A 26,179-nucleotide genomic window follows, 5' to 3' on the forward strand; every position below is an offset into this window, starting at 1 on the left:
AAATGACGCTGTTTGCCGAATTGGACGCCGCCAAGGCTTCTGACCGCTGGCTGGCAGACCAACAGGAAAAGCCCTGGTGTTTTCAGCACTCAGAAACCGGATGAATGGCGAGCGGGAGGATGAGGCCACGAGCCGCCCCCTGCGCGAGATGCCTGGCCTGACCCAAGGGCTGTCCGGACGCCTGCTTCTGTTGACGATCATTTTCGTCATGATCGCCGAAATTCTGATCTTCGTACCGTCCGTCGCCAATATGCGCCTTGCCTGGCTGCGCGACAGGTTGAACACGGCCGCTGCCGCAGGCGTGGTGATCGACGGTCTTCAGACGGAACTTCCCCGCAGCGTGCAGAATGACACGCTGCTCGCGACCGGCGCAAAGCTCATTGCACTCAAGAAGGATGGCACGTCCACGCTTCTCGCCGCCACCGAGGTGCCGCCGAGCGTCGATGATCAATACGACCTGTCGGACGTCTCGCAACTGCAAGCGGTGCGCGATGCCTTCTCGGTACTGCTCTTTGGCCAGAACCGCGTCATCCGTGTCTTCGATGTGATCGGCGACAGCAACATGATCATCGAAATCGTGATGAGCGAGAACAAGCTGCGCGCCGCGATGATCGCCTATGCCGGCAACGTGTTGATGATTTCGGTGGCGCTGTCGCTGATCACCGCAAGCCTGATCTTCGTTTCCATCAACCGCATCCTGATCCGCCCGATCCGGCGCCTGACTGTCGGCATGCAGACCTTCTCGGAGCGACCGGACGATCCTGCGAGCCTGTTCAAACCGGAAGAGGGGACCGATGAGCTGGCGGTTGCCGGACGGCATCTTGCCGATATGCAGGTGCAACTGCAAAAGACGCTGCGACAGCAGAAGAACCTCGCCGATCTGGGGCTGGCCGTCTCCAAGATCAACCATGACATGCGCAACATCCTGGCGTCGGCCCAGCTCATGTCGGACAGGCTGGTCGATGTCGAAGATCCGATGGTGCGTAGCTTCGCGCCAAAGCTTCTGAGAACCATTGATCGCGCCGTCGGTTACACGAGCGAAGTGCTTGCCTATGGCCAGGCCACCGAAGGCGCGCCAAGACGCCGCATGATCGAGCTTGGCGAAGTGGTCCAGGATGTAAAGGACATCCTCGCCATCGAACCGGAGATCGGGATCGAATTCGTCGATAGCATCCCGGATAGCCTGACGATCGATGCCGATAGCGAGCAACTGTTCCGGGTTCTCTACAATCTCTGTAAAAACAGCGTGCAGGCGCTGCAGCAGGCAAGCGGTTCCGATTATCCCACGAAGCGCCTGACCATCGCCGCCCAGCGCAACGACGATATCGTCAGCATCGTCATCGACGATAACGGCCCCGGCATGCCGCAGAAGGCACGCGAAAACCTGTTCTCCGCCTTCCGTGGCTCCGCACGCTCCGGCGGAACCGGCCTCGGCCTCGCCATCGCCCGCGAGCTTGTCCTGTCCCACCGCGGAACGATTGCCCTTGTCGAAAAGGCCGATCGTGGCACGCAATTCCGCATCGAGATCCCCGACCGCCCGCAGCCCGGATCGACGGCCGCCACGACATAGTTTTTTCCTTTCGTGGTTCCTCTCGAAGGCGCCAAGACGCCATCCCTTTTTCATCGCGAATTTGACGCAGAAATCAGAATCGTCGAAAAACCCTTTATTTTCAAAGAACTGTAAAATTCATTGCAGGAAAATGACGATTTAAAAACAAAATCGCTTGCATTCGAAGGTAGGACGTTTTAGAGGATCGCCACGCCAGCAGAACAGCTTCTGCGGCACGCACCCGTAGCTCAGCTGGATAGAGCACCAGACTACGAATCTGGGGGTCAGGAGTTCGAATCTCTTCGGGTGCGCCATTACTTCCCATCATTTCCCACCTCTTGTTTTGCAACTCGTTTTGCAAAGTCCGTTTCCAGAACGTTCTCGAACTTGGCGATAGCATTGTCCGCCATGGTGCTTGTCCGGGCCAAATACTTGTCCAGAATGTCTTGCGCCCGGCGCAGCGAGTGACCAGTGACCGAGACGATTTCGCCTAGATTGCACCCGGCCTGAAACAACATGGTCACTGTGGTGCCGCGCAGGTCGTGAAAATGGAGGCCGACGCTTTCACTGCCTTCCACTTCAACCGTGTTAAGCCCGGCTTCCTTCGTCGTGGCTTCCCACTGTTCAGCCAGGTAGCGCTTCTGGAACGCTCTGCCGGTTTTGGTAGTGAGGATGAGCGGCGAGCGCTTCTGAAGGCCGTCCAGTGTCGATTTAAGAGCCTTCGTGCATTTGATCTTGATAAGCCTGCCCTCGCGCTGCCCACGGCGCGCCTTGCTCTGGCGAAGCGAGATATGGGTGCCATCGTAGGCGCTCCATGGAAGTGTGCGAATGTCACCCTGCCGCTGCCCAGTGTGAAGCGCCAGAACCATCGCGAGCTGCATCTCTGGCGAGGCTACCGCCATGAAGGCTTCGACGTGTTCCGGCAACCAGATGATTTCCGAGCGGTCGCCCTGATAGGCGCGCTCGAAGCTGTCCAAAACATTGAGCTTCAGCGGACCGTCCTTTGCGGCCCATGACAGGACGCGCGCCAGCACGGTAACGCGGTTATCTGCTTCTCGCGGTTTGTCGGCCGAGAATTGGTCGTGCCACTTGAGAACGTCCCGACGAAACTCTTTGTCCTCCAATGCAGGATATGGACAGGTGCCGAACTTCTGTTCCCAAAATTTAAAAATGCGCCGATATTCGGAGTGCGTGGAAGCTGCCAGTTTGCGCCACTGCTTCGTTTCTTCAAATTCTCGCATCAAGCCAGCAAGTGTGCCGCTATCGCGCTTGCGCGACTTCTCGACGGCCCGTGCAATGGATGCCAGAAACTCAGGTGAGCCGGGTTCGCCGTCAAGGCGCTCGCCAGTCGCTCTGTGATAGTAATACATCTTCACTTCACCGCCTGCCAACTTGCGGGAAATGGAGTTGATGCCTTTAAGCCTTGTGCGCATTCGCTGCTTTCCATGCCTTATATGGAGAGATCGTTTCGCCAGCGCCGAGATCGGCGGAAACAGCGGCGGCTATGGCCGCGGGAACGATCGTTATTTTCAGACCTTCGATTTCGATACGGCCCACCGACACGCCGCCAGCTTTAGCCGCCTCAATGGCGCGAGTGATTTGTGCTTTTGTGGGGGCTTTTGCCATATCCAAACCTCGTGGCAGGGAGCGGCCCCATGACCGGGGCCGCAGGTTTTCGGGATTAGCTGTTAGGGCCGGGGTTGAAGTAGACCGAGCGCCAGTCGTTGACGGCGCAGCCGAAGTCGAGAATGCACCGGAACTCGGTTCCAAGCGTGCGCCAGCCTTCTTGGCTCTCAACCTGTGGGCCAGGAGCGTCTTGCAGATATCCATGCATCAAAGCGGGGCGCTGTGCAGGATCTGCGAAGAGATACCAGCCGTTGCCTTCAATCCGATTTTCCACCAGCACCCGAAGCTTTCCCGCGAAGGGATTGGTATCTCCAATGTTGGAAGCCGTGATGGACGCGACCAGCTTTTCGGCATCCGTTTCCAGTGCCGGGCCGACCAAGAGGACTGCCGGAACCACGCCCGCCGTTCCGGTGCCATTGACGTTCTTATGGGTCCGCATCAACAAGCGAGCAGCACCGACACTATCGACAGTAATTCCTGCCGCTGCGTTGGTATTTTTTCGGTCACTGTGGAATAGCGGCTTGCCGTCGCTGAGTACGATGCCCGCTCGATTGTTCTGAAGCAAAAGGTTGGCGAACAGGTTTCCTTCAGTCTCTGCCGCAGACTGCGCGAACACGCCGAGGAAGTCGGAGAAGGCACCAAGATCATCGTTCACCAGTGCTTGACGGCTGATGGTGAACATCTTTCCGTAGGTGTCGATTTTCAGGCCACGACTGTCTTCGCTGGTCGTGCCGTTTTTGATCTCGCCAGATTCAAGCACCTTGTCCAGCAACGGGGCTTCACCAGGTCGAATGAATGACTGTTGCCGGAAGTCGCGCGCGTTGCGTTGCGCGGAAAGAGATTTCAGGACAGACGCCTGCACCTCATAACGCTGCAGCAAGGCCCGGTTTCCTGCGGCCTCCAAGAGGTGTGGGAAATCCGAAGTCGTGTGCATCGCGCGAGTAGAAAGCCCATCCACCATGCGCCCGCTTACCAAGACATCAGCAAGGCGAACGTCGTCCATTCCACGTGTGGAGATACCGCTGTCTTCCAAGAACCTGCGTCCGATTTCGACGCTGGATCGTCCTGCGTATGGGTTGTTCTGCACCTGCGAAGTAGCGCCGAGGCGCACGGCCAAAGCGTCGATCACGGCATTTCGGACATCGTTCGCATTGCCGCCCATATCAAGACCGACACGGGAGTCGGTTGTGACCTGCCGTTCAGCCGACACCATCATTTCTTGGTATGCGGAGCGAATGGAGCGCATCGAGCCTCTGGCCTCGCTCACGATTTCATCAAACTCAGACGCACTGAAGCCAGCCCGCACCGCGTTGTCACGCATCGCGAACAAACGCTGAGTATCTTCAACAGAGAGGCTTCGTTGCGCGACCGGATGGCGGCGCTCTTCTTCGTGGCCGGTTTCGATGTCGTCTTCCGGAAGTTCTTCGTTCACCTGCGGCGCAGCGCGGCGGTTCGTCGTGGGCTTTCTAGCCATCTTCACATTTCCTCGAATTGTTGCGTTGGGATCAGCCGGGACTGACACCAGAGAAATCTCTGTCGGCTCCCAGCGAGTTACTGTGACCGTAACGCTACCGCGCGTTTCGGTCTCTTCTGTCTTCAGGATGCGATAACCGACACTGACCTTGCCAAGCATGCCGTCACGGACCAGCGCGAACGCCGCGTTGCCGCCTTCGTTGTCGGCGAAGCGGATCTGCATAAGAAGTTTCCGGCCCTCAAAACGCCACGCCACCACCTGCCCCAAAATGTCTTTGACACTTGCGCTTCGATGGCTATCCAGCACCGGCAGGTTTTGCAGTCTGGTGGAAACAACTGCATCCGGTTCGCAGAGCAAAACTTCATCAAAGAAGCTGCGCTTAACCCTTGTCTCAGTCGCAGCGATTACCCAAACGGTGCGTTCTTCGACGTCCAAGGTGTCCGGCTGGAAGCCCCAGGCGCGGCGAAGACCGGTTTCAGCTTTTGCTTTGCGCAGGGCGTTCGTCATTTCAGCCCTCGTCACTCGCGCGCAGCGCCTTGATGACGCGGCGAGCAATGGCGCTGACGTTCACCGAAAGCACGGTATCGGCGCGCTCTTTCGTCAGTGCGTCGGTAGCATCGAAGGCAGTGGCGACGTGGGCCTGCCAGTCAGCGAGGCTCAAGAACAGGACGTTGCTCCACCCCGAACCGTCTTCTGAAGCGCTGTTGCCAGCGACAAGGCAGAAGATTTGATCGGGTTCACCTGCGTCGAAGAACTCTGCGGAGATAGTGTTCTTCAACGCTTCCGACCCGGTCACAATGTTAAAAGCTTCCTCCAGCTCCAGGCCGAAACGCGACAGGGAAACCGCAACACCCATCATGCAGGCTTCGCGCACATCGTAGCGGCGGCGTGAGCGTGGATTGTCCTCACCGCCTTCAACGATATGACCGAAGTGGCAAACGCCTCGCTCCCGCCAATGACGGATGGTGATCGGGCTGACGCCAATTGCCTGCGCCACAGCACCTGCGAAAAAGATTGCTTTGAGATTGTTCATTTCGAGACCTATTGAGTTGTTGATGCAACTAAGAACCACGGCTGTGCGATTCTGTCAATTTAGTTGCAGATAGGACTCAAATGTTTTTTACAGCATTGAACGAGGTAAGAAGTTCAATCGCGAACTCCGGTGCGCTGTCACGAAGGTAACTATTCTCCAGAAACAGACGGGATTTGCGCCCCACATCGTCAGGTGTAGTGCAAGGATGAGCAGCTAGAGCAAGAGCTGCCCGCCTTTCCGCTTCAAATTCCGGCGTTCCGTCCGGAATGTTGCCGTCCCGCTTAGTGGCGACCCATGAGGCGTAAGCTTGCTCCCACGCCCGAAAAAGATTGTGCAGCGCCTCACCTCGAACCGGCTGTGGTTCTCGTACAGGCCGATAACGCTCTAGCACGTCGCGGATGTCCTTTAGGTCGGCTAGCAACCCGCCAACGATGCCGTCTACTGCGTTGGAAAGCGCTACGGTTTCAGAGGTGGCAAACCCCAAAATCTTCTTTTCTGCGTCGCCAGCGTAATATACGCCCGTGCTTCCGCTTAACTCGGGGCGCGGAGTGAAGATGTCAGCGGTCGAAGATTCTGCGATGTTCGCGAAGCAATTCAGCCTGTAGAGATCGTATTGAAGGTCATCGACCTTACTAAAGATCAAAGCGATTTTCTCAGCAGCGCTTGCGCCACCGGCATTTTCCGTTGTATGCTTCTTACGCATTTTGATGCACCTTTCCAAAGGTTGAAAGCCGACGCGGAGTTTCTCAGGACCGTGCGTCGGCTTTTTTCATTTCCGAGTTTGTTGTTTCGATTCCGATCTGGACTAGCTGCCGGATTGCTTCTGCGCGCGTTCTGATGCGGCGCGAGAAGCCCCAGTCGTCGATTGCTTCAAGCGTGGATTTCTCCACCATGAACACAAACCTTTCAGTCTTGTTTTCGCTGTGCTGCTGCACGTTCAACCTCCATCACTTCCATCAGTGGTGGATAACTCTTGTCACTGTTTAACAAGTTCGTCAAGTGAGTGATGGAACTTCCATCTATTGCGGAGATGATTGAAGGCGTTTAGTGCTTACTAAGCGAGGGAATGACACGATGAACGAACTCAAAACGATCAAGTTTCAACTTATGCTTGCTCAATCGGAAGCTGATGCAATTGATGATTGGAGCTTCAAGAGTAGAATCAGGACGCGTGCTGAAGCTATTCGCCGCCTTTGCCAAATTGGGCTTGCTGCTGCTGACGATACGAGCAGTCTGCAAAAGACGTTCACCGAGCTGAATGGCAAATGGTTTGACATGCAGGAAAAGGTGAGGGCGTTAGCGCTCAAAAAAGAGAAATCGCCCGCTGAAAGCGCAGTGGTACTCGCAATGGCGGAATTTTCCTTTGCGTATGCCAACGCGACCGCTGCGCTAAGCCATACTTTCGGCGGCGCTGGGAGCCTCAACCTCTGGCAAGAGGACGAAAAAGCGAGAGACCAGGCCGAAGAGATTTTGCGTCTGGTCAAAGAGAGAGAATCGGAGGATTAGCGTTCGCCAATTTGGCGAAGCCTGCTCATTTCTCTAATTGGTCTATAGTCGCGGGGAGTGTGAAAATTGGAGACGTGGTTCACCGTACTCGTCGCCTTTCTGGCGGCGTGCTTCACTGGAATGCAGTGGTTCGTAGCGAGGCAACAGTTCGTTCTGGCGCTATTTGATCGTCGTTTCGCCGCATATAACGCGGTGTTAGATTCCGTAAGGCCTGTACAAGCAAAAGGCAACGCTGACGAGAACGACATCAATCAGTTCAAGATTGCGGCTCACAATTCGAAATTTCTGTTCGGCAGCGATGTAAGCGATTACCTAAGCGGGATGCTGACAACTATCGCCCAACTAAAATACGGTAACACGATCTACAAAACAGCGGACCCGAAGGCGGGGAGTGCACCCGACATCATGCTAGAGGCCAACCTGAAACTTGTCGAATTTTTCGATAAATATCCTCTCCTGTGCCAACCGTACATGATCATGCCGGAGAGAAGGTTTCGTAATCCAATCGAGTGGGCCAGTGATCTCACAAAGGTCCGCAAAAACTACGGCGGCGAATCTCAGAAGATCCAATAGTTCCCAAATTGGCGACGACGTGACGGACAAATTGGCGACGACGTGACGGACAGTTTGACCGCGACGTGGTCGCAATATTTGCAGTGACGCAAGTGGACAATTTGTCCACTTGAAATCAGATCGCCAAATTGGCGAACTGCACTCGTAGCTTTGCCATGTTGGCGAAGCTACAGGAGTGGCAGAATTTGCCAGTCCAACTGGTGGGGAATATCCCCACCTTTCAGCAAACGACAATTTGTCGCTTGCTCCCGTTTCGCCAATTCGGCGAGACGGCACCAAGTCGCCAATTTGGCAACTTGCGATCAAGCGGCAGAATTTGCCACATGAAAAGTGGCCAGATTGACCACTCTTTTTAAACTGGGGAAATTCCCCAGTTACAGCAACGGCCAATCTGTCCACTGCTGCGGAGGGTTTGTCAGATTGGCGAACCCTTAATCAGAGAACGAGCTTTCCTTTTCGCTCTTAACCAGATCACCCAGTTTCGCCAGCGCAGCGTCAGCCGCTGCTTTCGGATCGGAAACGCCAGTGATGTTAAAAGTCGCGTAAACAGGAGCATTCACCGGCTGGTTGTTCACAACGCGAACATCTTGTGTCCCTCGCGGCTTCATGATCTCAGCGAGACTGGAAGCGTCGATACGGGCAGCGCCTATACCAAGATCATCAGCCGTCTTTCCCGGCAGGGTGTCGGTTGTTCCGCCAAAGCCAGCAGCGCGTGACCTTGTGGCGTTGTCCATGGCTTCCTGCGCGGCCACCCGAGACGATATGGCCGTTGATTGAGGATCGGGCTCCCTAGGGGCGTTACTTAGACCCAGCAGGCGGGCCAACTTATCCTTGGAGTCTTGTTGGTACTTTAGCTTGTCATCAAACGTATCACCGGGCGTGTCACCGAGCTTTTGAGCCTCAATGGCGACTGCGGTCATCCACCCAAACTTTGAAAGCCAAGCTCCGACTCCCGCAAGTGGCGCAGCACTTGGGCTACCGCCGCCCCCACCTTTTGGGACTTTTGGTCCTCCTTTTCCACTACCGCCACCCAAGCCCGGAAAGTCAGTCGCCTTTCCGATTTCCTTAAGAATAGAAACAGCGGCGCCCGCTCCCGACAGAAACATGAGCGCCTTGGCGAGCTTTCGAACCGTACCCGCCAGCATTGCGATGCCTGTCGCATACAGGAAGAATTTGAAGCCGTAGCCAGACATTTCCGCCATGAACTTTGCTATCGGGTTTTTCTCGATTGCATCGTTCAATTCGCGAATGGACGCACCCCACTCTTTCGCTCGCATGAAAATGCTACCGACTTTGTCAGCCGCGTTTGGATCGATGGGCCCCACGAGAAAGTCGCCCAGGTCATTTACCAGCTCGCGAACACCACCATCATATCCGAGACCCTGAGCAAAGCCTTTCATGGAAGCCGTCGCCTGATCGATGATCGTAACGCGGTTTCCGAGGGTATCGATGATATCGCCGATCCCCTGCGCACCTTCGCGGATTGCGGGCAGCATGTCGTCACCCATTTCCGCAAAGACATTCGAAATCTTGTTGCCGAGCAAGTCGAGAACGTTGCGCGTCGTATTAGCGCGCTGGACATACTCATTGAACGCCGACCCGGAATATTTCGTCCTATCGGCGACAGCGCCCAAGGCGTCATCCAGCAGCTTGATATTGCCAACGAGCGGCATGAAGGCGCTGGCCTCATCACCGAAAAATTCGGAGAGCAAGGACGTCTGTTGGTGCTTGGGTGCCTTCGCGATCGCCGTCAGCACCTTGCGCATGGTGCCTTTCGCATCCTTCTGCATATCCTTGGCGATGGACGGCAGATGCAGGCCGAGAGCCTTGGCGGCATCCTTCTGCGATTTCTTGGCAAAGTCACCCCTAGCCAGAGCGCGGATGACGTTCTTCATGGCTGTGCCAGCGGTGCTGGCATCCGAACCCGCCGCGATCATGGCACTGCCCATGGCCGCAACGTCTTCTTTCGCAAAGCCGCTCATTTCACCGATAGCGCCGACGCGCAGCATGAAATCGGTAATGTCCTTGGCCTTGGACGCCATATTGTTCGATAGGTGATTGATGGCATCGGCCATGTCGCCGGTTTCGCCCACGGTCAGGCCGAGCTGCGTTTTTAGCTTGGCGAGGCTTTCGCCCGCCTCGCCAGCACCCATGTCGAATGCGACACCCACACGCGCCGCCATTTCGGCAAAGCTAGTCAGATCCTCGGTCGCAATACCGGACTCGCCAGCCGCCGCAAACAGGGCGGCAATGTCGGTCGCGGCCAGAGGAATTTCGCCAGACATGGCCCGGATACTGCGGCGCATGTTTTCGAACTGTTCGTCCGATGCCTCGACAACCTTTTTAACATCGGCAAAAGCCGTTTCAAATTCGATGGCAGCGCCAGCCGTGGCCGAGATACCTTTGGTTGCGCCGAGGTAACCAGCACCCAGCGCGACCGCTTGCCCGATAAGCCCGCGCATGGGTGCGAAGGCTTTCATCTGCTGGTTTTGTAGACGATCCAGAGTGCGGAAGATTGGTGCCGATTTGGCAACAACGTCTTCCAGCAGCGAGATGCGCAGAGTGCTGTTTACGACAGACATTGCTAATCCTTCAGGTGTTTTTGGAGTTCGCGCACCTTTGCGCAGTAGGTCAGGAGTTTTTCAGGAGGCCACCGCTCGATGATGTCGAGCGATGTGCTTGTGTGCGAGCCGACGAAAAGCGCGATTAAACGCCAGTCGTGCTGCCCTTGCCGTTTCCCAACAGGTTGGTTGTCGCGTTGATGATCTTCTGGAAATCCCTCGCGCCGATTTTTTTAAAGAACGGCAACGTGGTGTCAGAGATCGAGGCAAGGATTGCCGTCATCTTGGTGAGCTGGCCGGTGAAATTGTCACCGACGATGAGATCACCCACGGTCGGCTCGCGAAAGGTTAGCGCCGTGATCGTCTTGTCATCGTGGGTGACGGGCGTGGAGAGTTCTACGGTTACTGGTTCAGTCATGATTCTATCCTTTGAGTTTTGATGGTGATTTTCGATTCCACCGCTTGCTTTAGTGATTCCAAGTCAGAGGGACCGTGGTTGAGTTTTCCGAGAATTGCCGTTTTTGAAGCTTTGCATTCGGGATCGTTTGTGGGCCTACTGGTGTCGATTGTGGCGATGCTTTCTGCCGTTCTTGCCCTCCTTCTGGCCCTTTGGCCTGTGATTCCCGATTCCACCAAATGGCGGCGGAACCCCCCTATAATTTTTTGCAAAGCGAGAAATCCCGCAGTCGCGCTCACCCGCTCTCGGGGTAGAAAGAAGGAAGGACCCATGCCGGGGGAGGGGTGGAAACACCTCACGCATTGTCGGCCTCGAAGGATGCCCAAGCCTGCTGGTCAAGCGTGTCGATCCATTCCAGGTCCATCGAGATGCAGACCTTGCCGCGCTCATGTGGCCGACTGACCTTTAGGTGGCCTTTTGCTGTGGCGGACCGCAAGGTGTGCTGCACCGTCGAGATGGAGACGCCGGCTATTTTGCCTATGCGCTCCAGCGGCAGAGTGCATTGACCTGTCCGCTTCACAACGCGAAAGATGACGGCCATTGCCGCTCTCTGGCCTTGCGAGTAATGTCCGGCGAAAGCCAATGGCGCTTCACCGCTCACGACACGCCGACGCTGCAATTTGGTTTTTCCTACCAGTGTCATCCCTGTCCCCTTCAGTGCATGGCCCGCAGCGTGTTGCTGCGCATTGCCGACACGATGAACTCAATCCCGCCACCTCTGCGCTTCATCTCCGCTTGCGTGGCTTCTTCCTGTCTGTCAGCGGTCATCCAATCCAACACGTCCGCTTCAGCCATCTCGCCAAGTGAGTGAACTTGGGCGTACCATCGGCGTTCAGCCGCGCTCTTTGCTGCCTGCGAATGGCTCACGCTCTGGCCTCCACTGATCGGAAGCCGCATGGCGCGCTGTGCGTCCGGCTTGTTCCCTTTCCAGAGCCCATTCGACGCTTGCCGCGCTTGCTGTTGCGACGGCTTCGGGACAGGCGTTTCCACTTGCTCCGGTTCGATAGGTTTATTCGAAGGGTTCCTTCGAAGGGTTTGGGTCGCAAGCGTGCGACCTTTAACGTCGCATCCCTGCGACCTTGAACGTCGCAGCCCTGCGACGTTGCTTGTGTCGTTCGACGGCGCTTTTCCTGACTTCATGCGAGCATCCCATTCGGAAACCGCCGCCTGAAATGCCGCCCAGTTTGGTAGGTAGCTTGCGCGATGCGACTTGCCGCCGTGGCTGTTCTTCTGGATCAAACCAAGCTCGTTCAGCGTCTCAGTGGCGCGAATGACTGTGGCCCTGTTGATGCCAAGCAGCGTTGAGAGGCGATCAATGCCGGGATCGCATTGACCGGTGCGCTTGTTGAAATGGTCGATTATTGCGCCCGCTACACGTTTCGTAGCGTCGGTCAGGCCTGCCATGAGGGTTAGCGCTTTATGCGCGAAAAGAATGTCGTTCTCTTCGAGATGCGCCATTTTACGCCCTCGGCTTAGCCAGGTCGTGAGCAAGCTTTGCTGCCTCTGTGACCTCCATAACCGTAAGAGCGAAGCGACGGCGGGCCGCTACAATGGCAATGAGCGAAGCCGTGCCACTGTTGAGATAGAGCCACATTGCCGCTTCTTGAATTCGAGGCTCAAGCGCGGGAAGAGCGGGCTTTTGCTGGTTTGCAAACCCGTCGATAACACATTGATTTGACTTAAGCGCTTTTTCGTCTATTTTGCAGAAACTGCGAGCCGAAACATCGATACGGGACTGCCTACGAATCTGGGGGTCAGGAGTTCGAATCTCTTCGGGTGCGCCATTTCCTCTTCCCATTATATGCGATTACCACCTGTTGTGCGCTGGGCTGGATCTACAGTACCAAACTTTTCCGCTTTGCTTTTGAAAAACGGGGGCATTCGGCGAAAAGTTCGTATCCTCTGGGTGGCAAGGATGGCCGAGTCAGCACCGGCCGCGAGGCCGATGCTGGCTTTTGTGCTTTGATGATCAGGGCGCTTTGCGCTTAGCGGTGACTGGCCTTGTAGAGCGCGACCGCGTCGGCACCGGTCGGAAACTGAAGGCGACCCGTTGTGTCGTGGGCTGCATCCCATATGGCCGCGGCGACATCCGTTTCCTTCGTCGTCATGGCGGGGTGCGCAAATTCCGCGAAGATCGGCGTCGAGAAGCCGGCATAGGCTGGCGGGATTAGGTCTTCGATCCGGACATCCGTATTCTGTGCGAAACGCGTCGTCGGGGCATAGCCAGGCTCGACCAGCTTGGCCCGGATATTGAAATAGCCAAGCTCATGGGCGAGCGAGCCAGTAAAGCCCTCGATCGCCTGCTTGCTGGCCGTATAGGCCGCTGCCAGCGGCATGGCAGCCAGCGTCACGCTCGAGGTCACGTTGACGATCACGCCGGACCGGCGTTCACGCATCTGAGGTATGGCGGCTTGACACATAGCCATGACGCCGAACGTGTTAGTGGCGAAAATCTTGCGGACATGCGCCATCGGTGTCGCCTCGAATGCGCCCACAACACCAATGCCGGCATTGTTGACTAGCACGTCGATCGGCCCGGCCGCCGCGACGACCGCGGCGATACTCTCATCGCTTGTCACATCAAGCGGCAGAATGCGCAGCCGGGCGGAGGCAGCGAAGAGGCTTGCGTCGGGGTGGCGCATCGTGGCGATCACATGCCAGCCCTTGTCGAGGAAATGACGTGCCGTCTCCAGGCCGTAGCCCGAGGATGTGCCGGTGATTAGGATTGTTTGCATGGGAGCGTCCATTCGTTTCGGATGGCTCCTTGATAGCGCCGTTCACCTGGATGAAATATAACTTACGATCCATATTTACTGTTCAATAGTCCAGGTTGCCAATAAGTTCGCCCGTGCTTGATCTCAGGCGTGGCCGACTCTGCCATTCATCCGAGCGAACTGTCCCGGCGGGCAGCCAAGCCGCTTGCGGAATGCCGTGCTGAAGGCGCTGGCCGAGTCGTAGCCAATATCATCGGCGATCCGGTCGAGCGTCTTTGCCCCGCGCAGCAATGCATCCTTGGCCAGCGCCATCCGCCAGCGGACGAGATATTCGATCGGACCGCAGCCGAGCACCGCGCCGAATCGTGCAGCAAATGCGGAACGCGATTGGCCGGCGATGAGGGCAAGACCTGCAACTGTCCAGTCCGCGCGCACATCGGCATGCATTGCCTCAAGCACACGCGCGAGCGCCGGATCGCGCATGCCATGCAGCAGACCAGCGCGGTCCTCGCCCATGGTGGTTCCCCGCGAGCGAAGCGCCTCGATGAGCAGAACTTCGAGCATGCGCTGGAGGATCATATCCTTGCCCGGTTCGTCTCCACGGCACTCCTCAGCGATGAGATCGATCAACCGTCCGAGCCGAGCCGATCGCCCTTCTGATGGTGGAACATGGATAATGCGCGGCAACAGGGCGAGTAGCAGCGATGCATTCGCCGCCTCGATACGAAACGTGCCGCCCAAAGCTATGAAATCCGCTTCACCCTCCTGCTCGCCATGGCGCACGGGCGCATCCGTCGGGTCTGTCGGCGTCCCGCCCATGCTAGGTCGGCTGCTCAAAGTAAAGGCGGGCGTCGAGGGCAGCAGCAGAAATGCTCCTGTTTCCAGCTTCAAGGGCTCCTCGCCCTCAAGCTCAATCCAGCATTCGCCCTTGAGAATGATCGTGAAGCCGGGGGCATCATGCGCGGCGTAGCGCACGGCCCAAACGCCCCGACCGGAAATGGGTTTCGAGATGGCGGTATTCGGCCGAAGCAGGGCGATCATATCGCTCAACGGGTCCATGTGGATGATCCATGATTTATTCGGAGATGAAGTTATGGATCGTCCAGGGAGGCACGTCCAGTCCCTAAAGCTGGTCCGATTAGATCCTGCGATACGCAAACATGCTCGTCTCATAGGGGAAGGAAATTTCACCGCGGTTTGACAGTTCAGGGGTTCGTGCGATTAGCGCTCTCACTTGCTTTTCGACTTCCGCCTGTTTCTGCTGAGGCAGGGCCGCGATGAAGCTGACGGACAATGTCCGTTTCAAAATGACCTGTTCTGCCGTTCCGACATGCGCATTACGGGCATGGCGTTCATCAATGAATGCAAATCCAGGCGCGGGAAAGGCCCGGCGCCATTCCCCGGTCATGTAGCGGGGCGTATTTCCCTCCCACTTGTCCGTGATGGCGGAAAGTTCAGCGACCCATGGTACGGTCTCGTCCCGGCCATTCCAAATGAGCCCAAGCACGCCGCCCGGCGCGAGAATTCGCCTGATTTCCTGCAAGGCGGCTGCGGTCGCAAACCAGTGGAATGCTTGGGCGCAGACAACCGCATCAACGGATGCGTCTGGCAAGGGGATAGCTTCCGCCGAACCGGCAAGAGCTTGAATCTCCGGAAAGTCGGACGTAAATTGCTCGCGCATTGCATCGATAGGTTCAACCGCAACGAGGGTTCCGCCGCATTGCCGCAACAAGGGCATGAACTTTCCTGTGCCTGCACCCAATTCCAGAACCTTCCGACCGGGTCTGACACCCACGATGTCGCGCAACCAATCCAGCGCCTCGGGCGGATAGCTGGGTCGCCCGCCGACATAGGCCGCAGCGCCAGTCTTGTAACCTTCAGATGATGTGTGCATTGCGATGATCCTTGATTTTGCCTGATTGTGGATGCGGGGAATTTAGGCGGGCTTAGAGAGCAATAACGTAAACCTAGTCATCATCTTGACCCGGCGCGGTGCGCCATTTCTTCTTCCCAAAAATATAATCTTTAGACGTTGAAGCTAGCGCGTGTTATCCGAGTTTCTGGGCGCTTCTTTGGCATTTCGTCTCGACGGTAACGAACGCTGGCGACAGCCCAACGCGTCTCTATCCTAGCCGCTCGGTTCAAGCCAAAGTAGACTGCAACGCCTCCTCATTCCTTGAGAAAGACATCCTCTCTCTTCCCAGCATCAGCATGGTTAGTCTGAGGCAAGCTTTTGGCACTACGACCATTCGATAGTCTAATGATGGGACATCGAATGCTTAACGTATCAGAGAAAATAGCTCCCATTTCCATTGATGCTGATCAATTGCTGTCGCGAACGTTCACGTTCAAAGTCGAGCCTCAAAATGGCATCATCAGTGAAGATTTTGTATTTCATAAAAACGGATTTCTGATTGGTTACAGTCATGCCAATGAGGCGCATTGGGAGATAGACGGAAGTTTCCTCAACCTGTTCGACCAGGACGGCAGGATCACCTGCCAGATGTCTCTTCTGTCGGGGCCGGGTGAGGCGATACGTCTTGGCGGGTACTTCCATAACCCGGCGCTGGGATATGTTGAGACGGCCAATTTCCACGTCCTGGAAGAGAACTCTTCCGATAGTCATACCAAGATCCAGAGCTTCGATCTTTTCGACACGCTGGTCGCCAGGCGCTGTTCCGATCCGCTCGAGATTTTCCGCATCGTCGAGCGAAAGTCTGCCGTTGCCGGCTTTGCCGACATGCGGCACAGGACGGAGATGGGCATCTTCGGGCGTCGGACCTATGGCATCGACGATATCTACCTGATCATGATCTCTGAAGGGTTCATCAGCGAAAAGCAGGCGGCCGTCCTGAAGTGGATGGAGCTGGAGGAGGAGTGGGAGCATCTCTTCCCCATCGGCGACGTCGTTGCCCGCGTCGCTGAAAACGACATCGTCATCTCCGACATGTACCTGCCACGACCCTTTATCGAGCGTGTGCTGCGTGAAAAATGCGGTTTGGAGAACAAGCTCTATCTGAGCAACTACGGCAAGCATCATCGCTTGATCTGGCCGGAAATCCTCGGAGAGCACAATCTGCGCACCCATTTCGGGGACAATATCCAGGCCGATATCATCAGCCCGTCGTCCTTCGGCATAGACGTGATGCTCGTCAACATTTCCAAGTGGGACCCGAGCGAGCAAATTCTGCATGCGATTGGACTCGGTGACTATGCTCATGCGGTCCGTGAGACGCGTCTTCGCTCCTTCCACAGAAACATCAATATCCGCCATGCACAGAGGGCTCAGGCCTCGATCAACATCCCGTTGATGATCCTCGCCTCCTTCTGGATCAAGGCCTGCGCCGAAGAGCGGGGTGTCGACAAGATATTGATGGCGGCGCGCGACTGTAATCTGTGGCAGGAAATGCTGGCGTCTCGCCATTTTGCCCGCGCGAATATGCCGCCCTCGGAATATATCCGCATCTCCCGAGCGGTCTGCTACACGGAATCTCCCGAATATGAGGCCTATCTGCAAAACAAGCTGGGTCTTCGCAACCTTCTCGTCGATTTCGTCGGCACGGGAAGATCGCTGGGAACGATCATCGACCGTATGGACCGTCGGGCCAGCATAACACCTTGCATCCTTCTGGGCGAACCGCGCAGCGCCGAAATCGTCGAGACCCTGCCTGAGACGTTCATCCTTCGGGACTTCGGCAGCCATCGTGTTTTCTTCGAGGCGTTGAATGCGTCGCTGGACGGATCCACCGTTTTCACGATCTCAGACAATTATCGCCTGACGATCCTGTTGCAGGAAAACGAGTTCAGCGATGTCGTCAAAACGATGATCGTCGAGATGAGGAACACCTTCCAGCATTTCATGCACAATCTCGATCGGATCAATCCGCCTCAGAATGTGCCGTCGCTCGAGGTCTTGCGGCAGGCCGGCGCGGCGATTGTAGACCTGCTACCCGGCTGGAGCCCGAAACTTGCTGCTCTGGCAGCGGAGCAGAAGACCAATCTGATGCAGGGCAACGCCTTTAAAGCAGCTTACGCCGCGCGTTAGCGCCCGTTTTCCGTTCACTGTTCGAACATGTAGGATCATACATGCCATTCAAGACGATCTACAATCTTTTGCCGGAAGCGATGCGCGAGAAGGTGTCGTGGGAGAGCAACAAAGTCCCGCCGTTTCCCAGCATCGATAACACCGTGTCAGGTCAGGTTTGGGCAACCATTCCCGGTGGGCACAAATGGCTGGGTTACTTTCAGGTGTATGACCGCGAGTTCGGACGCTATCACGGCAAGAGCCCGCGCGTTCTGGAAATCGGCGTTTACCGCGGAGCCTCGCTCCAACTCTGGCGTCGCTTCTTCGGCGACGGAGCAACCATCGTCGGTATCGACATCGATGAAAGCTGCACTGCTTTTAATGCTCCTGAACACGATATCCACGTGGAAATCGGCGATCAGAGCGACCCAGCTTTCCTGCAATCTGTTGTCGATAAATACGGGCCCTTCGACATCATCATCGATGATGGCAGCCATGTTGCATCCCATCAGATCGCCTCGTTTAATGGTCTGTTCGACAAGGGTCTGAAGGAAACAGGCATTTATTTCGTCGAAGATCTGGAGTGCATGTATTGGGGGCACACAGACGCCTTCAGGGATGCGTCCGTTACGACTGTGGAATTCTTCAAGATGTTGATCGATATCCAGAACAGCATTTTCGAAGACTACACCTACAATGACTTTTCGGTCCAAATTCCAGGGTCCAGAACTCAATATGAGGTCATCGCGCTGGCAAAGTCGATTGCGTCGATCAAGTTCGGGCGTGGATTGCTGCTGGTCGAGAAAGCGCCACAAATTCCGCCATTGACGCTGCATCTTTGAGTTCCGCTGCGCAAGCGCTCCAGATGAAACGCAGGCGCTTGCGACAAGAGCCGTGGAGGCGTTGAGGTCTCGACGGCTTTTGACGCGCTCTATCGTTAGAGGCGTGAGGGCCACACCAACTCCTAAAAGCAATCTCTGATAACATCAGTATGACTGGTCTATCGACGGTCCTTCTGTAATAACCGCTGGGGTTGATCGCCGGGGCGCATCTCACATCTGTTGGGAAAATAGCCTCGCCCTATCCTGGAGTATCGGAATGGCCGCAAGGCTTGTTGCTTTGGTCACCTTGTTGGCCTTTCTCGCCGGCTGCGGCGGGCGTCCGGTCGGGGTGATGACGCCAACGGGGCAGGTGGTGCAGGGCACGACCCCGGTCAGCCTGCTGGTGGCGACGACACGTGCGCCGGCTGAGGACAAGGCGGTGTTGTTCGGGGGCGAGCGCGGCACGGGTCTGAAGGTGGATGCCGTGACGGTTTCCATTCCTCCGGCTGCCAACCGCAAGGTCGGCCAGGTGCAATGGCCGAAGAAGCTTCCGCCGGATCCGTTGAAGGACTTCACCACGATTTCGGTGGAGCCCGTCACCTCGGCGGCGGATACCCGCAGCTGGATCAAGCGCCATAGCCCGAAGGACCGGCGTGTCCTGGTCTTCGTCCATGGCTTCAACAATCGCTACGAAGAATCGGTCTACCGTTTCGCCCAGATCGTCCATGACTCCGGAACGGACGTCGTTCCCGTCGTCTTCACCTGGCCCTCGCGCGCCAGCATCTTCGATTACAATTACGACAAGGAAAGCACCAACTACTCGCGCGATGCGCTGGAGGAGATGCTGACGCGCCTTGCCAAGGATAGCTCGGTCAGTGACATCACCGTCATGGCGCACTCCATGGGCACATGGCTTGCGGTGGAGGCACTGCGCCAGATGGCAATTCGCAACGGCCATGTTCTGCCGAAGATCAACAATGTGATCCTGGCGGCACCCGATCTCGACGTGGATGTCTTTGGCCGTCAATATGCGAGCCTTGGCAAAGACAAGCCGAAATTCACCCTCTTCGTTTCGCAGGACGACCGGGCGCTCAGCCTGTCGCGGCGCATTTCCGGCAATGTCGACCGCCTCGGTCAGATCGATCCCGCGGCAGAACCCTATCGCAGCGAGTTGGAAAAGGCTGGCATCACGGTCCTCGATCTGACCAAGCTGCAATCGGGGGATCGCCTCAACCACGGCAAGTTTGCCGAAAGCCCCGAGGTCGTGAAGCTGATCGGCGACCGGTTGATTGCCGGCCAGACGGTGACCGACTCCGATGTCGGTCTTGGCGAAGCGATCGGCGCAGTCGGCATCGGTGCGGCACAGACGGTCGGCACGGCGGCAAGCGTTGCGATCAGTGCGCCAATTGCCGTCTTCGATCCGCGCACCCGCGAGAATTACGGGCGGCAGGTGGAGCGTCTTGGTCGTTCGGTCGAAAACACCGTTGGCTCTGTGGGCGATACGGCCACCAGCGTTGTCGATCCGCAACTGCTCGATAGCGGAAGTCGCAGCCACACGGATTGCTCGCTGCGCGCCAACCGCAACAGCGCGGCCTGCAGCAGTCGCTGATCTGCCAATATACAAACAGTATTTTATCGGCTATGACGGGGAAAATTCCCCACCGGAGTAACGCGCCATGCGCTGGAAACGCACCCTTCAGCTTCTCGATGTCCATTGCGAAGGCGAGATTGGTCGTGTCGCCACCGGTGGCGTGCCGAAAATTCCGGGCGCCACGGTTGCCGAGCAACTGAACTGGCTGAATACCGATCCGAAGGGTGAGGAACTTCGCCGCTTCCTGACGCTTGAGCCGCGCGGAACGCCGATCGGCTCGGTCAATCTGCTGCTGCCACCCAAGCACCCGGATGCGGATGCTGCCTTCGTCATTCTCCAGCCGGACCAGGCGCATGCAAGCTCCGGCTCCAACTCAATCTGCGCCACGACTGCTCTCCTGGAAAGCGGCATGGTGGAGATGAAGGAGCCTGAGACCATCGTTATGCTGGAAACCGCAGCCGGCCTCGTCAAGGCCACCGCCACCTGCAAGGACGGCCGCTGCGAAAAGGTCAAGCTCACCATGGTGCCGTCCTTCGTGCATGAGCTGGATGTCGAGATCGATACGCCCGACTGGGGCAGCATCCGCATGGATATCGCCTATGGCGGCATTTTTTATGCACTGGTGGATGTGCGTCAGATCGGGCTCACCATCGACAAGGCCAATGCCGCCAAGCTCGTGGCCGCCGGCATGGTGCTGAAGGATATCGTCAACCGCGATATCCCTGTCGTGCATCCGGAAATCCCCGCGATCTCCGGCGTGGCCTATGTCATGTTCCGCGACACGGAAGAGGATGGCACCATCCGCACCTGCACGACCATGTGGCCGGGACGCGCCGATCGCTCGCCCTGTGGCACCGGCAACTCCGCCAATCTGGCGACGCTCCATGCGCGCGGCAAGGTGAAGGTGGGGGACACCTACAAGTCCCGCTCCATCATCGGCACGGAGTTCGAGGTTGGTCTCTCCGCGCTGTCACAGGTGGCCGGAAAGCAAGCGGTCATTCCCACCATTACCGGTCGCGGTTTCACCTTCGGTCTGCACCAGATCGCGCTCGATCCGTTCGATCCGCTGGCGGATGGCTTTGCCATGACCGATGTCTGGGGCCCGCAGGCGGGCTCGATCGGTGAGGCGAAAAAGTAGCCCTAAGTCACGCCAAGGCGCTGTTTTCTTCAGTGGAAAGGTGCTAAGCGGGCCGCACCCCATACATTGTTCTTCGCAAGGTCTTCACGCGCAAACTGCGAGCCACCTTGCGCGGACCTGCTTGAGAGGCTGACAATGCAGACGATCACCCTTCGCCGCCCGGATGACTGGCACCTGCACCTGCGCGATGGCGCAATGTTGGAAGGCGTGATCGGCGATACCAGCCGCCATTTCGCCCGCGCCATCATCATGCCCAATCTCGTGCCGCCCGTCGTCACCACGGCGGATGCGCGCGCCTATCGGGAGCGCATCGTCAAGGCTACTCCAGCCGGCGACCGCTTCGAGCCGCTGATGACGCTCTATCTCACAGAGCATACCAGCCCGGACGATGTGGAAGAGGGTAAGAAGAGCGGCCTCATCACGGCCGTGAAGCTCTATCCGGCCGGTGCCACCACCAATTCCCACGGTGGCGTGCGCGATATGGATAAGGCCATGCCGGTGCTGGAGCGCATGGCAAAGATCGGCCTGCCGCTTTGCGTGCATGGCGAAGTGACGACGCCGGACGTCGATATCTTCGACCGCGAGAAGGTCTTCATCGATACGGTTCTCGCGCCATTGCGCAAACGCCTGCCGGAACTGAAGGTGACGATGGAGCATGTGACGACGCGGGACGGCGTGGACTATATCCGCGAGTCGGAGAAAAACCTCGCCGGCTCCATCACCACCCATCACCTCATCATCAACCGCAATGCCATTCTGGTCGGCGGCATCAAGCCCCATTATTACTGCCTGCCGGTGGCAAAGCGTGAGGAGCATCGTCTGGCGCTGCGCGCTGCGGCAACGTCCGGTGACAAGCGCTTCTTCCTCGGCACCGATTCCGCTCCGCATGTCGATCCGCTGAAGGAATGCGCCTGTGGCTGCGCCGGTGTCTACACCTCGATCAACACGATGAGCTGCCTTGCCCATGTGTTCGAACAGGACAACGCGCTCGCCAAGCTTGAAGCCTTCGCCTCGCTGAATGGCCCGTCCTGGTATGGTCTTGCTCCCAATGAAGAGACGATCACCCTGGTAAAGCGCGAAGAGCCAGTGGCATTTCCGGCGAAGATCGAGACGGGTGCTGGACCCGTCACCGTCTTTGATCCGATGTTCCCGCTCCATTGGGATGTTGAAAACTAACGTTCTAGCTGCCGGTTTATCCGGCAGTTTTTTTATCGATAGCTGGCAAAAAGAGGAAGATGCCCATGGCCCAATTCAATTTCACCGATCGCACCGTGGTCGCCGAACTCGTTGCGAAGATGCTGTGGGAAATCAAGGCCGTCCATTTCAACTCTGAAGCGCCTTACACTTTCGCATCGGGCATGAAGAGCCCGGTCTATATCGATATGCGCAAGCTGATCTCCTATCCGCGCATCCGCTCGGCCGTCATGGATTTCGCCGCCGCCAAGATCGTCGCCGATGCCGGTTTCGAGAAGTTCGACTGCGTCGCCGGTGGCGAGACAGCAGGCATTCCTTTTGCCGCTTTCCTGGCCGAACGCCTTGGCCTGCCGATGATCTACTGCCGCAAGAAGCCGAAGGGCCACGGCCGCAATGCGCAGATCGAGGGCCATATGCCGGAGGGCGCGCGCGTTCTGGTTATCGAGGACCTGACCACCGCGGGCGGCTCGATGTTCACCTTCATCGATGCGATCCGTGCCGCTGGCGGCATCGTCGATCACGGTATTGCGCTTTTCTACTACGGCATCTTTTCCGAAGCCGAGGCGCGCTTTGCCAACGGCAATGTGAAGCTGCATTATCTCAGCACATGGCGCAACGTGCTGGAGGCGGCCCGTTCCGAAAAGCTGTTCGACGACAAGACGCTGTCGGAAGTGGAAGCTTTCCTCGACAACCCGCTGCCGTGGTCGGCCCGTCACGGCGGTGTCAGCGAATTGCCGCAATCGTAATTTTGGCTGAACCTTGCCCGGCATATTGACCGGGACAAGGTGCTGCCGTTAAGCATCTAATCGATTTAGATTTGGAGGAAATCGGATGATCCTGTGTTGTGGCGAAGCCCTGATCGACATGCTGCCGCGTGAATCGACCAAAGGCGAGGCGGCTTTCGCCCCTTATGCGGGCGGCGCGGTCTTCAACACCGCCATCGCGCTCGGGCGGCTTGGCGTTCCATCCGCTTTCTTCTCCGGTATCGCCGATGACATGATGGGCGAAATCCTCAAAGAGACGCTGCGCGCCAGCAACGTGGATTACAGCCTCTGCGCCTTCTCCAATCGACCGTCCACCATTGCCTTCGTCAAGCTCGTCGATGGCCACGCGACCTACGCCTTCTATGATGAAGGTACGGCAGGCCGCATGCTGTCGGAAAAGGATTTGCCGCACATTGGTGGCGAGTGCGAAGCCATGCATTTTGGCGCGATCAGCCTGATCCCTGAACCATGCGGCAGCACCTATGAAGCGCTCCTGGTGCGCGAGCATGAAAAGCGGGTCATCTCGCTCGATCCCAATATCCGTTCAGGCTTCATCCAGGATAAGCAGAAGCACATGGACCGCATCAACCGCATGGCGGCGATGTCGGATATCGTCAAATTCTCGGATGAGGATCTGGCCTGGTTCGGTCTGAAGGGCGATGAAGACACGCTCGCCCGCCACTGGCTGCACCACGGCGCAAAGCTGGTCGTCGTCACTCGTGGCGCGGAAGGCGCTGTCGGCTACACCAAGCAGCTTCGCGTCGAAGTGCCGAGCGAGCGCGTCGAGGTGGTCGACACGGTCGGCGCCGGCGACACCTTCGATGCCGGCATTCTGGCGTCCCTGAAGCTCCAGGGTCTCCTCACTAAACCCCAGGTCGCCTCGCTCACCGAAGACCAGATCGCCAAGGCCCTGGTCCTTGGCGCAAAGGCGGCTGCCGTGACGGTCTCGCGCGCAGGCGCAAATCCGCCTTGGGCGAATGAGATCGGGCTGTAAGGCCTCCGATAGAATGGGCGAGACATTGGTCCGAGCTGCGCAAAAGAGCGATCTTCCAGCGTTGCTCGACCTTTACCAGCATCTTTCACCGGGCGACCAATCTCCAGACTTGCCCGATGCCGAGGCGATATTCGATCAGTTTCTTGCCTATCCCGGCAGCGTTATCGTGCTGTGTGAGATCGGCAGCGTGCTCGTTGGCTCCTGCGTCTTGGTGGTGACACCAAACCTTACACGGGGTGGCCGGCCTTACGCGCTGATCGAAAATGTCGTGACCCATGGCGACTTTAGAAGGCAGGGGATCGGGAAGCGGGTTCTGGACTTTGCAACGTCTCTTGCTTGGCAGGCTGGCTGCTACAAGGCCATGCTGATGACAGGTTCCACCAGGCCGGAAACCCATGCATTTTATCGAAGCGCAGGGTTCGAACCGTCTAAAACCGGTTTTCAAAAGCGGCAACTCTCGGCAAGGGTGGAGAGAACTGAATAAGGTGCGACCAAGGCCCATGGTCAAACCCGGATCGCCGTGTCCTCTTTCGCCGTCTTGATCACCACCATCGTCACGAAGCGCGCGACATTCGTCTGGTCGCGGAACAGCCGGTCGCACAACGTATCGAACTCCTCCATGTCGGAGAGACGCAGCATCAGCATCACGTCCATATCGCCGGTAATGGCATAGGCATGCGTTATCGCTTCCTCCGCTTTGACGAGGTCGAGAAAGCGACGCATGTGCTGTTCGCCATGCAGCTTCAGTTCCACCGATACCAGCGCCTTGATGCCGCGTCCGGCCTTTGCCGGATTGAGAATAGCAACGATGCGGTCGATGATACCGGATTTGGTAAGACGCTGAACCCGTCGCAGGCAACTGGATGGTGACAAGCCGACCTTGTCCGCCATCTCCACATTGGTAAGCGTCGCGTTGTGTTGCAGGAGGTTGAGGATAGTGCGGTCGATCTTGTCCATGAGACGATCATAAGCATACGGAGACGGTATGCAATAAAATTGCAGAAAGACGCAATCTTTGACCAAAAACGCCGCGGGCCGCGGGCTATAGGATGGTGGTGCCCAAGGAGACACCAATGCCGCTCTTTCAATCCCTACTGCTAAAATCCCGCGAGACGCTTGAGATCTATTGGCTGCTTGTCAAAATCACGGTTCCGATCTCGGTGCTGACCGAGGTCCTGTCGCGCTTGGGCCTTGTCAAAGCCATCGCTCCCGCCTTTGCGCCAGCCATGCACGCGGTTGGCCTCCCTCCAGAACTGGGTCTTGCGTGGCTGACGGCTATGCTCGTCGGCATATGGGGTGCGGTGCCCTTGATCTTCACGCTCGTTCCTGTCTCTGAACTCAGCACGGCGGATGTCACGGTGTTCTCCGCTCTCGTTCTCTTCGCCCATGGCCTGCCTCTGGAACAGAAGATCATCCAGAAGGCCGGTCCAGGCATGGTGGCAACCACGACGCTTCGTATCCTCGGCGGTTTTGTTTACGCGCTTATCCTCCATCACCTCTTCCAAGCCACCGGTTGGCTTTCAGCGCCCGTCGCTCCGGCATGGGTGCCGGGCGCCGTCACACCAGACTGGTCCGTCTATATCTGGGGACTGGCCGAAACCATGCTGATGATGCTGGTCGTCCTGCTTCTCCTGTCATGGAGCCTTGAGGTGTTGAAGATCACGGGGATCCTTGGCCTCATGATGAAGGGTATAGAACCTGTGCTGCGACTGGCGGGTATCAAAGGCGAGGCGGGTCATTTGACAGCTATCGGCCTTTTCTTAGGGATTTCCTATGGTGCGGGGCTCTTGATCCGAGAAGCACGATCAGGCGTCATCAATCCACGTCAGATCTTTCTCTCCTGCGTTTTCATGGGCTTCGCTCATAGCATCATCGAGGACACGCTTTTGATGGTATCGCTCGGAGCGGATATCTACAGCACCTTGATTGGGCGTGTCGTTTTCGCGATTGGCGCGACAGCAGCGCTGGCACTTGTGCTGGCTTCCATATCGGATCGAGCGTTCTTCACCCGGCTCTTCAGAGGCCAGCCTCAAGGAACGTGAGACGAAACAAAATTCCCCATATAAGCGACCACAGAAAATCCAATTCGTTGAAATTCTGTGCATCGTGCTGAATATAGGAGCAATCCTTTCCTTCGCGCGTTAGATGCTCTAGCATTCT

Annotated in this window: 26 protein-coding genes and 1 tRNA gene; 13 read left to right on the forward strand and 14 right to left on the reverse strand. The window is 57.2% G+C overall.

The window, feature by feature from the left end:
- The first annotated feature begins 148 nt into the window (after positions 1-148).
- Both EYC79_RS03765 and EYC79_RS03770 read left to right on the forward strand, forming a co-directional pair.
- Positions 149-1,570 carry a sensor histidine kinase gene (locus EYC79_RS03765; protein ID WP_130977357.1) on the forward strand — a complete coding sequence of 474 codons (1,422 nt, stop codon included), beginning with the start codon at positions 149-151 and terminating at the stop codon, positions 1,568-1,570.
- 216 nt (positions 1,571-1,786) lie between these two features.
- A tRNA-Arg gene (locus tag EYC79_RS03770) sits at positions 1,787-1,863 on the forward strand.
- Here the strand turns inward: EYC79_RS03770 and EYC79_RS03775 are convergent.
- The 6 genes from EYC79_RS03775 to EYC79_RS03800 form a co-directional block, all read right to left on the reverse strand.
- A complete protein-coding gene (locus EYC79_RS03775; protein ID WP_130977180.1) occupies positions 1,864-2,982 on the reverse strand; it encodes a tyrosine-type recombinase/integrase in 1,119 nt (372 codons plus the stop codon).
- Positions 2,966-3,175: a hypothetical protein gene (locus EYC79_RS03780; RefSeq protein ID WP_130977181.1), complete on the reverse strand. Its 210-nt coding sequence runs from the start codon at positions 3,173-3,175 to the stop codon at positions 2,966-2,968. The genes EYC79_RS03775 and EYC79_RS03780 overlap by 17 nt, the downstream gene beginning before the upstream one ends.
- Positions 3,176-3,230: 55 nt before the next feature.
- Positions 3,231-5,156, reverse strand: coding sequence for a prohead protease/major capsid protein fusion protein (locus EYC79_RS03785; RefSeq protein WP_130977182.1), 1,926 nt, complete (start codon positions 5,154-5,156; stop codon positions 3,231-3,233).
- Position 5,157: 1 nt separating this feature from the next.
- Positions 5,158-5,682 carry a MerR family transcriptional regulator gene (locus EYC79_RS03790; protein WP_130977183.1) on the reverse strand — a complete coding sequence of 175 codons (525 nt, stop codon included), beginning with the start codon at positions 5,680-5,682 and terminating at the stop codon, positions 5,158-5,160.
- 76 nt (positions 5,683-5,758) lie between these two features.
- Positions 5,759-6,385 carry a hypothetical protein gene (locus tag EYC79_RS03795; protein ID WP_130977184.1) on the reverse strand — a complete coding sequence of 209 codons (627 nt, stop codon included), beginning with the start codon at positions 6,383-6,385 and terminating at the stop codon, positions 5,759-5,761.
- Positions 6,386-6,428: 43 nt separating this feature from the next.
- A complete protein-coding gene (locus EYC79_RS03800) occupies positions 6,429-6,617 on the reverse strand; it encodes a hypothetical protein (protein ID WP_130977185.1) in 189 nt (62 codons plus the stop codon).
- A 139-nt stretch (positions 6,618-6,756) separates the two neighbouring features.
- Here EYC79_RS03800 and EYC79_RS03805 point away from each other — a divergent pair, with 139 nt between their 5' ends.
- A complete protein-coding gene (locus tag EYC79_RS03805; RefSeq protein ID WP_130977186.1) occupies positions 6,757-7,188 on the forward strand; it encodes a hypothetical protein in 432 nt (143 codons plus the stop codon).
- Between the two features lie 66 nt (positions 7,189-7,254).
- A complete protein-coding gene (locus EYC79_RS03810) occupies positions 7,255-7,761 on the forward strand; it encodes a hypothetical protein (RefSeq protein WP_130977187.1) in 507 nt (168 codons plus the stop codon).
- A gap of 431 nt (positions 7,762-8,192) precedes the next feature.
- On the opposite strand, the gene EYC79_RS03815 is transcribed toward EYC79_RS03810, so the two are convergent.
- From EYC79_RS03815 to EYC79_RS03845, 7 genes are all read right to left on the reverse strand, one after another.
- Positions 8,193-10,343, reverse strand: a complete 2,151-nt coding sequence (locus EYC79_RS03815; protein ID WP_130977188.1) for a phage tail tape measure protein — start codon at positions 10,341-10,343, stop codon at positions 8,193-8,195.
- Positions 10,344-10,467: 124 nt separating this feature from the next.
- Positions 10,468-10,740, reverse strand: coding sequence for a phage tail assembly protein (locus EYC79_RS03820; protein ID WP_130977189.1), 273 nt, complete (start codon positions 10,738-10,740; stop codon positions 10,468-10,470).
- 334 nt (positions 10,741-11,074) lie between these two features.
- Positions 11,075-11,422 (reverse strand): hypothetical protein, encoded by a 348-nt coding sequence (locus EYC79_RS03825; protein WP_130977190.1) that lies wholly within the window; start codon positions 11,420-11,422, stop codon positions 11,075-11,077.
- A gap of 11 nt (positions 11,423-11,433) precedes the next feature.
- Positions 11,434-12,237: a helix-turn-helix domain-containing protein gene (locus EYC79_RS03830; RefSeq protein ID WP_130977191.1), complete on the reverse strand. Its 804-nt coding sequence runs from the start codon at positions 12,235-12,237 to the stop codon at positions 11,434-11,436.
- Positions 12,238-12,764: 527 nt separating this feature from the next.
- Positions 12,765-13,514 (reverse strand): SDR family oxidoreductase, encoded by a 750-nt coding sequence (locus EYC79_RS03835; protein WP_130977192.1) that lies wholly within the window; start codon positions 13,512-13,514, stop codon positions 12,765-12,767.
- Between the two features lie 123 nt (positions 13,515-13,637).
- Positions 13,638-14,552 (reverse strand): AraC family transcriptional regulator, encoded by a 915-nt coding sequence (locus EYC79_RS03840; RefSeq protein ID WP_130977193.1) that lies wholly within the window; start codon positions 14,550-14,552, stop codon positions 13,638-13,640.
- Positions 14,553-14,631: 79 nt separating this feature from the next.
- Positions 14,632-15,387, reverse strand: coding sequence for a class I SAM-dependent methyltransferase (locus EYC79_RS03845; RefSeq protein WP_130977194.1), 756 nt, complete (start codon positions 15,385-15,387; stop codon positions 14,632-14,634).
- A 609-nt stretch (positions 15,388-15,996) separates the two neighbouring features.
- Here EYC79_RS03845 and EYC79_RS03850 point away from each other — a divergent pair.
- The 8 genes from EYC79_RS03850 to EYC79_RS03885 all read left to right on the forward strand — a co-directional run bounded on the left by EYC79_RS03850 (position 15,997) and on the right by EYC79_RS03885 (position 24,503).
- Positions 15,997-17,538: a hypothetical protein gene (locus tag EYC79_RS03850; protein WP_130977195.1), complete on the forward strand. Its 1,542-nt coding sequence runs from the start codon at positions 15,997-15,999 to the stop codon at positions 17,536-17,538.
- 41 nt (positions 17,539-17,579) lie between these two features.
- Complete coding sequence (locus tag EYC79_RS03855; protein ID WP_062599229.1) at positions 17,580-18,359, forward strand: class I SAM-dependent methyltransferase; 780 nt, start codon at positions 17,580-17,582, stop codon at positions 18,357-18,359.
- Between the two features lie 256 nt (positions 18,360-18,615).
- Positions 18,616-19,947 carry an alpha/beta hydrolase gene (locus EYC79_RS03860; protein ID WP_130977196.1) on the forward strand — a complete coding sequence of 444 codons (1,332 nt, stop codon included), beginning with the start codon at positions 18,616-18,618 and terminating at the stop codon, positions 19,945-19,947.
- A 67-nt stretch (positions 19,948-20,014) separates the two neighbouring features.
- Positions 20,015-21,067, forward strand: a complete 1,053-nt coding sequence (locus tag EYC79_RS03865; protein WP_130977197.1) for a 4-hydroxyproline epimerase — start codon at positions 20,015-20,017, stop codon at positions 21,065-21,067.
- Between the two features lie 135 nt (positions 21,068-21,202).
- Complete coding sequence (gene pyrC, locus EYC79_RS03870) at positions 21,203-22,243, forward strand: dihydroorotase (protein WP_130977198.1); 1,041 nt, start codon at positions 21,203-21,205, stop codon at positions 22,241-22,243.
- 65 nt (positions 22,244-22,308) lie between these two features.
- Positions 22,309-23,007 (forward strand): orotate phosphoribosyltransferase, encoded by a 699-nt coding sequence (locus tag EYC79_RS03875; protein ID WP_112358730.1) that lies wholly within the window; start codon positions 22,309-22,311, stop codon positions 23,005-23,007.
- 85 nt (positions 23,008-23,092) lie between these two features.
- Complete coding sequence (locus tag EYC79_RS03880) at positions 23,093-24,019, forward strand: carbohydrate kinase family protein (protein ID WP_130977199.1); 927 nt, start codon at positions 23,093-23,095, stop codon at positions 24,017-24,019.
- Between the two features lie 13 nt (positions 24,020-24,032).
- Positions 24,033-24,503, forward strand: a complete 471-nt coding sequence (locus EYC79_RS03885; RefSeq protein WP_130977200.1) for a GNAT family N-acetyltransferase — start codon at positions 24,033-24,035, stop codon at positions 24,501-24,503.
- A 20-nt stretch (positions 24,504-24,523) separates the two neighbouring features.
- Here the strand turns inward: EYC79_RS03885 and EYC79_RS03890 are convergent, their stop codons facing one another.
- Positions 24,524-24,976, reverse strand: coding sequence for an Lrp/AsnC family transcriptional regulator (locus EYC79_RS03890; protein WP_130977201.1), 453 nt, complete (start codon positions 24,974-24,976; stop codon positions 24,524-24,526).
- Positions 24,977-25,092: 116 nt separating this feature from the next.
- On the opposite strand from EYC79_RS03890, the gene EYC79_RS03895 reads away from it, so the two are divergent.
- Entirely contained in the window at positions 25,093-26,061 is a 969-nt protein-coding gene (locus EYC79_RS03895; RefSeq protein WP_130977202.1) for a nucleoside recognition domain-containing protein, read from the forward strand.
- Positions 26,062-26,179 lie beyond the last annotated feature (118 nt).

The organism is Agrobacterium cavarae (assembly GCF_004310285.1).
In the GTDB taxonomy this organism is placed as follows: Bacteria; Pseudomonadota; Alphaproteobacteria; order Rhizobiales; family Rhizobiaceae; genus Agrobacterium; species Agrobacterium cavarae.

Excerpts from the sequence above, each read along its gene's own strand:
- EYC79_RS03765 (WP_130977357.1), top strand. The coding sequence starts at position 149 with ATGCCTGGCCTGACCCAAGGGCTGTCCGGACGCCTGCTTCTGTTGACG.
- EYC79_RS03775 (WP_130977180.1), bottom strand. The coding sequence starts at position 2,982 with ATGCGCACAAGGCTTAAAGGCATCAACTCCATTTCCCGCAAGTTGGCA.
- EYC79_RS03780 (WP_130977181.1), bottom strand. The coding sequence starts at position 3,175 with ATGGCAAAAGCCCCCACAAAAGCACAAATCACTCGCGCCATTGAGGCG.
- EYC79_RS03785 (WP_130977182.1), bottom strand. The coding sequence starts at position 5,156 with ATGACGAACGCCCTGCGCAAAGCAAAAGCTGAAACCGGTCTTCGCCGC.
- EYC79_RS03790 (WP_130977183.1), bottom strand. The coding sequence starts at position 5,682 with ATGAACAATCTCAAAGCAATCTTTTTCGCAGGTGCTGTGGCGCAGGCA.
- EYC79_RS03795 (WP_130977184.1), bottom strand. The coding sequence starts at position 6,385 with ATGCGTAAGAAGCATACAACGGAAAATGCCGGTGGCGCAAGCGCTGCT.
- EYC79_RS03805 (WP_130977186.1), top strand. The coding sequence starts at position 6,757 with ATGAACGAACTCAAAACGATCAAGTTTCAACTTATGCTTGCTCAATCG.
- EYC79_RS03815 (WP_130977188.1), bottom strand. The coding sequence starts at position 10,343 with ATGTCTGTCGTAAACAGCACTCTGCGCATCTCGCTGCTGGAAGACGTT.
- EYC79_RS03820 (WP_130977189.1), bottom strand. The coding sequence starts at position 10,740 with ATGACTGAACCAGTAACCGTAGAACTCTCCACGCCCGTCACCCACGAT.
- EYC79_RS03825 (WP_130977190.1), bottom strand. The coding sequence starts at position 11,422 with ATGACACTGGTAGGAAAAACCAAATTGCAGCGTCGGCGTGTCGTGAGC.
- EYC79_RS03830 (WP_130977191.1), bottom strand. The coding sequence starts at position 12,237 with ATGGCGCATCTCGAAGAGAACGACATTCTTTTCGCGCATAAAGCGCTA.
- EYC79_RS03835 (WP_130977192.1), bottom strand. The coding sequence starts at position 13,514 with ATGCAAACAATCCTAATCACCGGCACATCCTCGGGCTACGGCCTGGAG.
- EYC79_RS03840 (WP_130977193.1), bottom strand. The coding sequence starts at position 14,552 with ATGGACCCGTTGAGCGATATGATCGCCCTGCTTCGGCCGAATACCGCC.
- EYC79_RS03845 (WP_130977194.1), bottom strand. The coding sequence starts at position 15,387 with ATGCACACATCATCTGAAGGTTACAAGACTGGCGCTGCGGCCTATGTC.
- EYC79_RS03850 (WP_130977195.1), top strand. The coding sequence starts at position 15,997 with ATGTCTCTTCTGTCGGGGCCGGGTGAGGCGATACGTCTTGGCGGGTAC.
- EYC79_RS03855 (WP_062599229.1), top strand. The coding sequence starts at position 17,580 with ATGCCATTCAAGACGATCTACAATCTTTTGCCGGAAGCGATGCGCGAG.
- EYC79_RS03860 (WP_130977196.1), top strand. The coding sequence starts at position 18,616 with ATGGCCGCAAGGCTTGTTGCTTTGGTCACCTTGTTGGCCTTTCTCGCC.
- EYC79_RS03865 (WP_130977197.1), top strand. The coding sequence starts at position 20,015 with ATGCGCTGGAAACGCACCCTTCAGCTTCTCGATGTCCATTGCGAAGGC.
- pyrC (WP_130977198.1), top strand. The coding sequence starts at position 21,203 with ATGCAGACGATCACCCTTCGCCGCCCGGATGACTGGCACCTGCACCTG.
- EYC79_RS03875 (WP_112358730.1), top strand. The coding sequence starts at position 22,309 with ATGGCCCAATTCAATTTCACCGATCGCACCGTGGTCGCCGAACTCGTT.
- EYC79_RS03880 (WP_130977199.1), top strand. The coding sequence starts at position 23,093 with ATGATCCTGTGTTGTGGCGAAGCCCTGATCGACATGCTGCCGCGTGAA.
- EYC79_RS03885 (WP_130977200.1), top strand. The coding sequence starts at position 24,033 with ATGGGCGAGACATTGGTCCGAGCTGCGCAAAAGAGCGATCTTCCAGCG.
- EYC79_RS03890 (WP_130977201.1), bottom strand. The coding sequence starts at position 24,976 with ATGGACAAGATCGACCGCACTATCCTCAACCTCCTGCAACACAACGCG.
- EYC79_RS03895 (WP_130977202.1), top strand. The coding sequence starts at position 25,093 with ATGCCGCTCTTTCAATCCCTACTGCTAAAATCCCGCGAGACGCTTGAG.